The organism is Pantoea osteomyelitidis (assembly GCF_044342975.1).
Classification (GTDB): Bacteria; Pseudomonadota; Gammaproteobacteria; order Enterobacterales; family Enterobacteriaceae; genus Pantoea; species Pantoea osteomyelitidis.
Genome location: NZ_JBGFSN010000002.1, coordinates 225,895 through 238,075 on the forward strand (window position 1 = coordinate 225,895; position 12,181 = coordinate 238,075).

A 12,181-nucleotide genomic window follows, 5' to 3' on the forward strand; every position below is an offset into this window, starting at 1 on the left:
AGGAATGCTGATGTCTGTAAAAAATGAATACGCCGCTGGCGCTGAAAGTATCGTACTGGAACGAGCGCAAGCGGGCAGCGTCTATGCCTCTCTGTTTGAGAAAATCAACCTGAGCCCGGTCACTGAGCTGAGCGCGCTGGATATCTGGCAAGATAATCAGGCGATGTCGGATGCCACGGCTGATGAGCGTTTGACCGCCGGTATGCAGGTCTTTCTGGAGTGCCTGCGAAAATCGGGTTCGAAAGTCGAAAAGCTGGACAAGACGCTGATTGATCACCATATCGCGGAGCTTGATTACCAGATTAGCCGTCAGCTGGATGCGGTGATGCATCATGAAAAATTTCAACAGGTTGAGGCGTTATGGCGGGGTGTTAAGTCGTTGGTCGATAAAACCGACTTCCGCCAGAACGTCAAAATCGAGCTGCTTGACCTGTCAAAAGAGGATTTGCGTCATGATTTTGAAGACGCGCCGGAAATTATTCAGAGCGGGTTATACCAACACACCTACACAGCCGAGTATGACAGCCCGGGCGGAGAGCCGATTGCCGCGCTGATTTCTGCTTACGAGTTTGATGCCTCTGCGCAGGATGTAGCATTGCTGCGTAATATCTCCAAAGTTTCCGCTGCCGCCCATATGCCGTTTATCGGCTCTGCAGGGGAAAAGTTTTTCCTCAAGGAGTCGATGGAAGAGGTTGCCGCCATTAAAGATATCGGCACCTACTTTGATCGCGCCGAGTACATCAAATGGAAGAGTTTCCGCGAAACGGATGATAGCCGCTATATCGGACTGGTGATGCCACGCGTGCTTGGTCGTTTGCCTTATGGCCCGGATACCGTGCCGGTGCGCAGTTTCAACTATGTTGAAGAAGTAAGAGGCCCGGACCACGCGAAATATCTGTGGACCAATGCGTCGTTTGCTTTCGCTGCGAACATGATACGCAGCTTTATCAACAACGGCTGGTGCGTACAAATCCGCGGACCGCAGGCTGGTGGGGCGGTGCAGGATTTGCCGATTCATCTGTATGACCTCGGCACCGGTAATCAGGTAAAAATTCCGTCGGAGGTAATGATCCCGGAAACCCGCGAGTTTGAGTTCGCCAATCTCGGCTTTATTCCGCTGTCGTACTACAAAAACCGCGACTATGCCTGCTTTTTCTCGGCAAATTCCACGCAGAAACCGGCGCTGTATGATACGGCTGATGCCACCGCCAACAGCCGCATCAATGCGCGTCTGCCCTATATCTTCCTGCTCTCCCGTATCGCCCATTACCTGAAGCTGATTCAGCGCGAAAACATTGGCACCACCAAGGACCGCCGCCTGCTGGAGCTGGAACTGAATACCTGGGTTCGCGGCCTGGTGACGGAAATGACCGATCCGGGCGACGAGTTGCAGGCGTCACACCCGCTGCGCGATGCGAAAGTGGTGGTGGACGATATTGAAGACAACCCGGGCTTCTTCCGCGTGAAGCTCTACGCTGTCCCGCATTTTCAGGTGGAAGGCATGGACGTCAACCTGTCGCTGGTTTCCCGGATGCCGAAGGCGAAATCATAAAATAAAGCAGGAAGCTAATGAAAACGGAACAACCGTTATGGGGAAGAGGCCAGATGGTCTCCCCCCAGCATTTTCAACAGCAGGCCGGGTATGCGGCCTGGACAGCTGAGTGTATTGCACAGATGGGCCTCAACCACCCCTGGGGAGTGATTGAGGCCTCGTTTGAACCGGATGCGCTAAAGCTGGGGCGTTTACAGGCCCGTCATCTGCATGTTCGCTTCCAGGACGGCACGCTGATAGATACCAATAATGCCGATGTGCTGCCGCCGGCCCTTTCACTTGAGAGCGAATCGCATGAAGCGTTGGTGCTGCTGGCCTTGCCGCTGATGCGCGCTAATGGCGGCAACTGCCTGAAGCCCGATGAAGTCGCCGAACGTCCGGTACGCTTTCGCCAGCGCTGGCGGGATGTGCGTAACACCTTTGGCGAGGATACCCGCCAGATTGCGGTGATGCAGCCTGAGCTGACCCTGCGTTTTGCTCATCAGAACAACAGTGATTACCTCACCTGCCCGGTAGCCTGTTTGCAGCAAGATTCGCAGGGCGCCTGGACACGGGATGAGACCTTCCTGCCGCCATTACTGGCGCTACAGGGCAGCCGCTGGCTGGTTACCCAGCTGGAACAACTGATGACCCAACTGCGCGCCCGTCTGAGTCGTCTGATGGCCATGCGCCGTGAAAGTAATGAGCGAATGGCGGATTTTGCCGTCGCCGACGTTTCTCTCTTCTGGCTGCTGAATGCCCTGAACAGCGCAGAGCCGGTGCTCGGACAGTTTCAGCGTAACCTGCAAAGCCCACCTGAACGACTCTATCCCGAACTCGCCCGTCTGGCTGGCAGCCTGTTGACGTTCTCACTGGAGCATCAGGTCAGTGCCATTCCGGCCTGGCAGCATGAGCAGTTAAATAGCGTGTTCCCGCCTCTGTTTGATTTACTGGGCGACCTGCTGGAAGCGAGCCTGCCATCACGGGTGGTGTCGATTGAGCTTGAGCATGACCCGCGCCTTCACTTCTGGCAGGCCCGTCTGCACGATCCTCGTCTGCGCGAAGCGGCGGATTACTATCTCTCTGTTCGCTCACCAATGCCGGTGGCTCAGCTACAGGAACAGTTCCCGCGCCAGTGCAAAGCGGGCAGTCCCGATCATGTTCGAGGGATCGTCAACTCCTCCCGTGTGGGCGTTCCACTGATGCCGCTGCGTCATGTGCCTGCCGCTATTCCACTGCGCCTGGAAAACCAGTATTTCAGCCTTGATCTCTCCCATCCTCTGGCCACCGAAATGCTCCAGAGCGGCAGCTGCATGTTTTATGTTCCGGGCATGCTCGGCGAGCCTGAACTTGAACTCTTTGCGGTACTGAGAACATGAGTGAGCGTAAACGCGGCACGGCTGCGTCCATTGATATTGATGTCCTGTTGCAGAACACCTGGCTGCAAGTCATCAGCCTGCGCCACAGCCCTCAGTTTCAGGAAGGAGAAGGGCGGGTGCTGTGGGAGCGCTGTATTGCTGATGTGGAGCGCGTACAGCGCGAGCTGAAAGCAAGCGGGCTGGATGAGGCCAGTTGTCAGCACATCCTGACGGCGCAGTGCGCGTTACTTGATGAGGCGGTAAAAGGCCGCGGCGTGGACGACGATGCCTGTGTGCAGTGGTATGACATCCCGCTGTTGGGCCATTTTCTCGGCATCATGGATGCCGGTGATACCCTTTGCGACCGGATGCGTGACGTGCTGCGAGAGCCAGCGCCTGACAATGCCGTGCTGACCTGCTTCCAGCGGGTGATGATGCTGGGATTTCTTGGCAGCTTCCGCTCCCTGAACGATCCGGAACGCCAAAAGCTCGTCAGCGTACTCAGTGAACATGTCGCGCCCTTTAGCTGGCCGCAGACTCATCCGGTGCTGGCGGAAAGCCCCGTCGGATGGGGACTGGGCGGCTGGCTGGCATCGTGGCCTGTGCGTATCGGGCTGAGCGTGATGATGCTGGCTGCCCTGTGGTGGGGGCTTGATCGCTGGCTGGATCAGATGTTGGCCACCCTGTTGCCGGGAGCGGTGAAATGAATCCTGCACAACAGTGCTGGCTGGCATTGTGGGCCGCACTGCTCAGTGTCATGGTATGCCTGGGTTTTCTGCCCGTCACACCCAGGGTGTCGGTGCTCATTCTGCTGGCCGTGCCGGGACTGATCACCGCAATCGGGTATCTCACAAGCCGTCGCGTGGAGCATGAAGTCGCTTTGCTTCTGGAAAATCTTCCGGACACGACGTATCGCCAGCCTGTGGTGCTTGTCTGTGGTGACCTGCCGCAGGCCTGGCCGGAACAATCGCAGGTGCTGACCGTTACGCAGGGATGCTGGATTAGAGTGGAAGATCCTCAGAATCTGGAGCAGGTAGCGCGACAGCTGTTGCGGCAGCGTCCGGGCTGGGGGTGCCAGCTGTCGGTGATGGTCAGCGTCTGTCCGCAGATGCATGCGGACGGTGAAGCGCTCCTCAGCTGCCTGCTGGCCTTGCGCTGGCAAATCAGCCAGCTGCGTCGTGCAACCGGACAAGCTCTGCCCCTGATCCTTAACGGTCAGGCGGGCGGCGCGATGATGAACGACATGCTATGGCAGGCGGCCATGCCGGGTAATGGTATTGGTGTCTGGCGTGCGTCTTCAGCACCGAGCTCGATTGCAGCGTGGGTCGCCACCGGCGGTGCCATAGCCATGCAGCAGCAGGTGGTGATGAACAGCTTCATAAGCTGGTTCCGGCATCATGTCGAAGCGGTGTTTATGGATGAGAACCGCGATATCCCGGCGATTGCGCCCACTGCTGTGCTGTGGGGTATGGGGCCCATCCTTGCCGGAAGCCTCGTGTCATCCCTCTGGACAGCCTGGCTCTCCCGGCATACGGCGATGCAGCATGTGGCAGGCTGGCAGCCGGTGGGCACCCACCGCACGGAGATGTCGCTGTTGCCGGATTTTGTGCTGCCGCTGCTGCCGGAAGGCCAGGGAGTGACACCACGGGGCAGAGCCTGGCACTGTGCGCTGGGGCTGTTCACACTAGCGGCCATTGCCGCTCTGTTCAGCAGCGGCTGGAACAACCGCCAGTTGCTTCACCGCGTGAGCTTCGATATTGCCCGCTACGACCGCATCTCTATGGATAACTATGGCCCGAAAGCCGATGCGGTGAAGATGCTGCGCGACGATGCCGCACAACTTGATGGCTGGGCGCGCAATGGCGAACCGGTTCGCATGCGACTCGGTCTGTATCAGGGCGAGCGTCTACGCATGCCGGTGCTGGATGCCATTCGTTCCTATGTGCCACCCCCTGCGCCGCCAAAACCGCAACCAAAGCCAGAGCCGGTAGCGAAAATCATTCGCCTCGACAGCATGTCGCTGTTTGATTCCGGTAAGTCCGTGCTGAAAACCGGCTCCGCCAAAAAGCTTATCAACTCGCTGGTCGGCATCAAAGCGAAGCCGGGCTGGCTGATCGTCGTGGCTGGCCACACCGATAACACCGGCAACCCACAACGGAATCAGACGCTGTCCCTGAAGCGTGCTGAAGCGGTGCGTGGCTGGATGCGCGATACCGGTGACGTGCCGGAAAGCTGTTTTGCAGTACAGGGCTATGGCGCAAGCCGCCCTGTCGCAACCAATGACACCCCGGAAGGGCGCGCCCTCAACCGTCGTGTCGAAATCAGTCTGGTTCCGCAGGTGAATGCCTGCCAGCTACCGGGCAAAACCTTAGCGTCATCACAGGATGATGGCGCATCACTACACAATGGAGAGTAATTCCATGGCAATTCCTGTTTATCTTTGGCTGAAAGACGACGGCGGCGCGGACATCAAAGGGTCTGTGGACGTTCAGGATCGTGAAGGCAGCATTGAGGTGGTGGCGCAGGAGCATAACCTGTACATCCCGACCGACAACAACACCGGCAAGCTGACGGGAACTCGTATCCATACGCCGTTCCTGTTTACCAAGGAAATCGACTCCGCCAGCCCCTATCTGTACAAGGCGGTAACTACCGGCCAGACCCTGAAGTCTGCGGAATTCAAATGGTACAAAATCAACGACGCGGGTCAGGAAGTGGAGTACTTCAATACCAAACTCGAGAACGTGAAAGTGGTGAAAGTGGCACCGGTGATGCATGACATCAAGGATCCTGCTTTCGAGAAGCACAACCACTTTGAGCAGATCGAGCTGCGTTACGAAAAAATCACCTGGACCTACAAAGACGGCAACATCATTCATTCCGATTCCTGGAACGAACGCGCCACCGCATAAGTTGCAAGCGGACAGAGCTTCTCTGTCCGCTTTTTCTTTTTGCTGAACGCCTGCCTGTGCGAGCTTTCAGCAAAGAGATTCACAATCTGCCTGCCTGACCTCGCGCACTCTGGTCTCCTGAACAACAGGAAACGGCGAGGGCGGTAGCGTGTCCCGAATCAACCGAACAGAGAGAACACCGAGAAATGGAAAATCCAGCCATCCTGTTACGCCGTCTGAATCCCTATTGTGCCCGTGCGATGGAGGGGGCGGCCTCGTTGTGCCAGACTCGCGCCCATGCAGAGATCCTGCCGGAGCACTGGTTGCTGAAACTGCTGGAGCAGGGGGAAGGGGACCTGACGGTGCTAGCGCGTCGCTATGAATGGGACATGGATGCTATCTGGCAGGATTTGCTGGGCTGGCTGGACAAACAACCGCGTTCGGTGCGCCACCGTCCGCAATTGTCAGATTACATTCAGCAACTTATGCAGGAAGCCTGGCTGATTGCCTCTCTGAATAATGAAGAACAGATCCGTAGCATTCATTTGCTGATGGCGCTGGTCGCGAAACCTAACCTGGCTCGCTGTGATGGACTGTGGCCATTATTAACGCTTGGCCAGAGCCAACTGGAACGCCTGCGCCCGTTGCTGGATACACAATCGGATGAGCGCCCGGATGTACAGCAGGAAGCTGAGCTGGCGCAAAGTCATGGTGGAGAGGTGGAATTTATCGGTCGCCCGGCCGGGGCCAGACTGAAAGATGGTGAACTGGATCCGGCACTGCAGAACGCGCTGGATAAATTCACCCTCGATGTGACCGCCAAAGCGAAAACCGGCAATATCGATCCGGTGTTTGGCCGTGATACTGAAATTCGTCAGATGGTGGATATTCTCTCCCGTCGCCGCAAGAACAACCCAATCCTGGTCGGCGAGCCAGGCGTGGGCAAGACCGCGCTGGTCGAAGGGCTGGCGCTGCGTATTGTCGAAGGCAATGTGCCGGAATTACTTAAACCTGTTGCCCTGCGTACCCTCGATGTGGGTCTGTTGCAGGCAGGGGCGGGCGTAAAAGGCGAATTTGAGCAGCGCCTGAAAAACGTGATTGAGGCGGTACAGCAGTCACCGGCGCCCATCCTGCTGTTTATTGACGAAGCGCATACTATCATCGGCGCAGGCAACCAGGCCGGCGGCGCGGATGCAGCGAACCTGCTGAAACCGGCGCTGGCGCGCGGCGAGCTGCGCACCATCGCCGCCACTACCTGGAGTGAATACAAGCAGTACTTCGAACGCGATGCTGCGCTGGAGCGTCGCTTTCAGAGGGTAAAAGTGGACGAGCCAGATGATGATACCGCCTGCCTGATGCTCAGGGGCCTGAAATCCCGCTACGCCGAACACCACGGCGTACACATTACTGACGATGCTGTGCGTGCCGCCGTCACGCTGTCGCGCCGTTATCTGACGGGGCGCAAGTTACCGGATAAGGCCGTTGACCTGCTGGATACCGCCTCTGCCCGCGTGAGCATGAGTCTCGACACCGTGCCGGAACAGCTGACCCGCATCCACGCGCAGATGACCGCGCTTGAAATGGAAAAGCAGGCGCTGCTGGAAGACATTGCCGTAGGCAATCAGAATCACGATGAACGCCTGGCCGCCATTGAGCAGGAAGAGAATATCCTCATCGTCGAACTCGACGAGCTGAAAACGCAGTATGACCAGCAGCGCAGACTCACAGAACAGTTGCTGGAAAGCCGCCAGGACATCTCCCGTCAGGAGGAAACCCGTGACCTACAACAGCAGCTAAACGGCATACAGCACAGCAACCCGCTGCTCTCGGTGGACGTCGATGTGCGCACCGTTGCCAACGTCATTGCCGACTGGACGGGTGTACCGCTTTTCTCGTTGATGAAAGATGAGCAAACCGAACTGCTAAGGCTGGAACACGAAATCGGTAAACGCGTGATCGGCCAGGATGTGGCGCTCGGCACCCTTGCCCGGCGTCTGCGTGCGGCGAAAACCGGTCTCACTTCCGAGAATGGCCCACAGGGCGTGTTTTTGCTGGTCGGCCCAAGTGGCGTCGGTAAAACCGAAACTGCGCTCGCACTGGCGGATGTGATGTACGGCGGTGAAAAGTCGCTGATTACCCTCAACCTCTCGGAGTACCAGGAGCCGCATACCGTTTCCCAGTTGAAAGGTTCACCGCCGGGCTACGTGGGCTATGGTCAGGGCGGTATTCTGACCGAGGCCGTACGCAAGCGCCCGTACAGCGTGGTACTGCTGGATGAAGTGGAAAAAGCGCACCGCGACGTGATGAACCTGTTTTATCAGGTTTTTGATCGTGGCTTTATGCGCGACGGCGAAGGACGCGAAATCGACTTCCGCAACACGGTTATTCTGATGACCTCCAATCTTGGCAGCGACTCTCTGATGCAACTGTTGGACGAACAGCCGGACGCGACAGAAAGCGATATGCAGAAACTGCTGCACCCGATCCTGCGCGACCACTTCCAGCCCGCGCTGCTGGCTCGTTTCCAGACGGTGATTTACCGTCCTTTAGCCGAAGCAGCGATGCGTACTATCGTGGAGATGAAGCTTGCACAGGTGAGCAAGCGTTTACATCGTCACTACGGCCTGACCATGCATATTGACGAGGGGCTTTATGACGCGCTGACCGCCGCCTGCCTGCTGCCGGACACCGGCGCGAGAAACGTCGATAGCCTGCTCAACCAGCAAATTCTGCCGGTGCTGAGCCAGCAGTTGCTGACCCATATGGCCGCGAAACAAAAACCGCAATCCCTGACGCTCGGCTGGAGTGAAGAAGAGGGTATTGGGCTGGAATTTGACCGGATACAGGGAGTGAACGCATGAGCAACCATCCCCCGATAAAATTCAGCCACAGCCACCATCTGCTGGCGGTGAAAGGGTGTGACTCCGGCATGGACGTGCTGGCGTTTGAAGGAGATGAGGCTCTGAGCCAGCCATTCAGCTACCGTATTGAGTTCACCAGCGCAGACCATGCCATCAGCAAAGAGATGATACTGATGAAAGCCGCCTCCCTGACGCTGCAGGTGCCGGTGGACCAGGGTTTCGGTATTAAAATGCAGCAGCCGGTGCGGGTGAGTCAGGGGGTGGTGAGCGGCTTTGAACGACTCAGCACCTCAAAAGATGAAACCCGTTATGCCCTGACGCTCCGGCCACGTCTGGCCCTGCTCAGCCGCTCGCATCAGAATGCCATTTATCAGGACATGTCCGTTCCGCAAATCGTGGAAAAAATCCTGCGCGAGCGGCACAACATGCGCGGCCAGGATTTCCTGTTTACACTGACTCGGGCCTATCCCCGTCGTGAGCAGGTGATGCAGTACGGTGAGGACGACCTGCATTTTATCACCCGCCTGCTGGGTGAAGTGGGTATCTGGTTCCGCTTTACCACCGACACACGCCTGAACATCGATGTGGTGGAGTTTTACGACAGCCGGCAGGGCTATGAGAAAGGCCTGACGTTGCCATCGGTGCCGCCGTCGGGCCAGCATTCGGAAGGCGTGGACTCGGTGTGGGGGATGGAGAGCCGTCACCTTGTGGTGCAAAAACAGGTCAGTACCCGTGATTACAACTACCGCCAGGCCACGGACGACATGAACAGTCAGGTTGATGTGACCCGGGGCGATGCTACCACGTACGGGGAGGCTTATCACTGGGCTGATAACTGGCTGGGGCCGGGCAGCGCGTATGACCGCAATCCGGCACCGGAGTCCGGGGCGTTTTACGCCCGCATTCGTCATGAGCGCTACCTGAACGGCCAGACACAAACCCGTGCCATTACCAGTTGTCCGACCCTCTCTCCGGGTATGTTGCTGAAAGTCACCGGTGGTTATGAAGTGGCGGAGGTGTTCACTAAAGGCGTGGTCGTGACGGCGATGCGCAGCCATGCGCGGCGTGATGAAGACTTCGGCGTCAGTTTTGACGGTATCCCGGACAGCCCGGATTTCAGCTTCCGCCCTGAGCCAGGCTCACGCCCGGTGATGGCCGGTACGCTGCCTGCGCGTGTGACCAGCACCACCGAAAATGACATCTACGGCCACATCGATAAAGATGGCCGCTATCGCGTCAATATACTGTTTGACCGTGATAACTGGGAGACGGGATTCGAGAGTCTGTGGGTGCGTCAGTCCCGCCCCTATGCCGGTGACACCTACGGGCTGCACCTGCCGCTGCTGGCCGGAACCGAAGTGGCGATTGGTTTTGAGGACGGGAATCCGGACCGGCCGTACATCGCAGGCGTGCTGCACGACTCTGCGCACGGCGACCCCGTCACCATCCGTAACTACAAACGCAACGTGCTGCGCACCCCGGCGAACAACAAAATCCGCCTCGACGATGAGCGCGGAAAAGAGCATATCAAGATTTCCACAGAGTACGGCGGCAAGAGCCAGCTGAACCTCGGTCACCTTGTCGACAGCGAGAAACAGAAGCGCGGCGAGGGCTTTGAGCTGAGAACCGATGCGTGGGGCGTAATACGAGCGCAGAAAGGGATATTTATCACGGCTGACGGCCAGACAAAGGCACAGGGTCAGGTGCTGGAGATGCGGTCGGCCATCAGTTTGTTAAAAGGGGCGCTAAATCAGGTGACCGGATGGGGAGCTGTTACGCAGACTCACCACAACGTTGCCCCTGATGCTGAGCCATTAAGAGAATTTGTTTCCGGTGCCAGTGAACTTAAAGAACCGACCCTGCTGATGTCTGCGCCGAAAGGCATTGCCGGCGTCACGCCGGAAACGACCCTGATGCACAGCGGGAAAGGGCTGTATCTGCAGAGCTTGGGCGAAGTCAATATCAGCACAGCACAGCGCTGTTCGGTGAACGCGAGACAGACAGTCTCAATCCTTGCCCAACAGGAAGGGATGCGGCTGGTATCCGCCAGAGGGCCGCTGGCGGTGGAGTCCCACGCGGACACGCTGTCGCTGACGTCCCTGAAAGATGTCACGGTGCAATCCACGCAGGGGCATTTGCAGCTAACGGCGAAGAACGGGCTTACGCTTGCCTGCGGGGGCGCTTACATTCAGCTTACCCCGCAGGGAGAAATTCACGTTCATGGTCCGGGTCTGCTGAGTCTGAAGGGGCGGCATAAGCTGCTGGGTCCGGCAGGCGAGGATTATCCCCTGCCTGAACTGCCTTCGTCAGTGTGTAAAGAGTGTCTGAAAAAGGCACAGGATCTGGCACAAGGATTTGTGCCAAGGAGGCATAGTTGAGCATGACCGGCATAACAGACTGGGCGAGCAAGCTTCAGCATGCTTGTGCTGATATTGAAACGAACCACCTTGATTTTATTGTCGACCAGTGTGGTATCAATTTTTCAATCATCCCTGCGCTCCGGGATTTTTCACCGCCTCTTAAATGGCAATCTCTTTACCAGGGATTGCCGGAGGAAATGTTGCAAGAAGAGGCGCCGCTTTTGGTTCGGATCACATTAGATGATCCCTTACAAAGAGAGTGGTTTGTTGAGCTGGCTCAGACAGCAAAAGAAACGGCTCCGTTGCTGGCGATCTGTTCCCTGTGGCCTTTCACAGCGTTAGCTAAATGGTTAACAGACTGTATCGATGCGACGCATGAGGAACGTGCGGGCCTGTTTCGATACTTTGATACGCGAATTTTCCCTTTTCTGTTTTCCGATATTCTGACACCTGAACAGCAGGCCCAACTGCAACGTCCAGCACTTTTCTGGAGCTGGCTGGATCGTGACGACAGGCTTGTACTGCTGAGCGGTAACGGTTCACAACCCCGAAAAAAGGAAAAGTGTCAGAAAATCGCCTTAAGCGATGACCAGTTTGAAGCCCTGATGTGTATTTGCGACGTAAAGCTGTTTCTTCGCCACCGGGACATTCCTGATGCATGGTTTACCTCCCGGGAGGAACAGTTTTTGGCCTGCTTCAAAGCTACGCTTTCTGCAACAGAAAAAGGGATCCTTCTGGATAAAGAGCGAGAGGAATGGGTGATAAACACGCTGGCAGAACGACATCGTATCAAAGCCTGAATGCTGTCTTATTATGCGGCCTGCTTTCAGGGGGCAGTTATGGCTGAGCAGGATGCACGTGAGCCGTTCATTTAAATAAAGGAATATCAGATGAAAATAACATATGCCGTAACGCTCGGCGCGTTGCTGCTGGTCACCGGCAGCCAGGCAGCCCTGGCGGGCACCCTTGAAGCCGTTAACCATACCAGATGGGCAATCAACCATTTCAGCGTTGACGGCCAGTCGGGCATTGACATTATCGGGCCGTATCAGGGGGGCGGCGGGGGTTGCTGTTACGGCGTGCCCCCGAAATGGCGGCCGGGTATGACGGTAAAAGTTGACTGGGAAACTGGGGTGGGAGATATGGATGGATTTCCTGGATTCGCAGATAGGAAAAAATA

9 protein-coding genes are annotated in these 12,181 nt (G+C 57.1%); all 9 read left to right on the plus strand.

Going from position 1 to position 12,181, the window contains the following annotated elements; all coding sequences use genetic code 11:
• The first annotated feature begins 4 nt into the window (after positions 1 to 4).
• The gene (tssC, locus tag ABU178_RS02235; RefSeq protein ID WP_397211545.1) at positions 5 to 1,552 is read left to right on the plus strand and encodes a type VI secretion system contractile sheath large subunit; all 1,548 of its coding nucleotides are present in this window, start codon (positions 5 to 7) and stop codon (positions 1,550 to 1,552) included.
• Positions 1,553 to 1,569: 17 nt separating this feature from the next.
• Positions 1,570 to 2,910, plus strand: a complete 1,341-nt coding sequence (gene tssK / locus ABU178_RS02240) for a type VI secretion system baseplate subunit TssK (protein WP_397211547.1) — start codon at positions 1,570 to 1,572, stop codon at positions 2,908 to 2,910.
• Positions 2,907 to 3,596 (plus strand): type VI secretion system protein TssL, short form, encoded by a 690-nt coding sequence (gene tssL, locus ABU178_RS02245; RefSeq protein WP_397211549.1) that lies wholly within the window; start codon positions 2,907 to 2,909, stop codon positions 3,594 to 3,596. The genes tssK and tssL overlap by 4 nt, the downstream gene beginning before the upstream one ends.
• The gene (locus ABU178_RS02250; protein ID WP_397211551.1) at positions 3,593 to 5,305 is read left to right on the plus strand and encodes an OmpA family protein; all 1,713 of its coding nucleotides are present in this window, start codon (positions 3,593 to 3,595) and stop codon (positions 5,303 to 5,305) included. The genes tssL and ABU178_RS02250 overlap by 4 nt, the downstream gene beginning before the upstream one ends.
• 4 nt (positions 5,306 to 5,309) lie before the next feature.
• Positions 5,310 to 5,801, plus strand: coding sequence for a type VI secretion system effector Hcp (gene hcp / locus ABU178_RS02255; protein WP_397211553.1), 492 nt, complete (start codon positions 5,310 to 5,312; stop codon positions 5,799 to 5,801).
• A 185-nt stretch (positions 5,802 to 5,986) separates the two neighbouring features.
• Positions 5,987 to 8,641: a type VI secretion system ATPase TssH gene (gene tssH, locus ABU178_RS02260; protein WP_397211555.1), complete on the plus strand. Its 2,655-nt coding sequence runs from the start codon at positions 5,987 to 5,989 to the stop codon at positions 8,639 to 8,641.
• Entirely contained in the window at positions 8,638 to 11,019 is a 2,382-nt protein-coding gene (locus ABU178_RS02265; RefSeq protein ID WP_397211557.1) for a type VI secretion system Vgr family protein, read from the plus strand. Before tssH ends, ABU178_RS02265 begins: the two co-directional genes overlap by 4 nt.
• Before the next feature lie 2 nt (positions 11,020 to 11,021).
• Positions 11,022 to 11,801, plus strand: a complete 780-nt coding sequence (locus tag ABU178_RS02270; RefSeq protein ID WP_397211585.1) for a DUF4123 domain-containing protein — start codon at positions 11,022 to 11,024, stop codon at positions 11,799 to 11,801.
• A 90-nt stretch (positions 11,802 to 11,891) separates the two neighbouring features.
• Positions 11,892 to 12,181 (plus strand): DUF3304 domain-containing protein (locus ABU178_RS02275; RefSeq protein ID WP_397211558.1); only part of this gene is annotated, 290 nt, incomplete at its 3' end.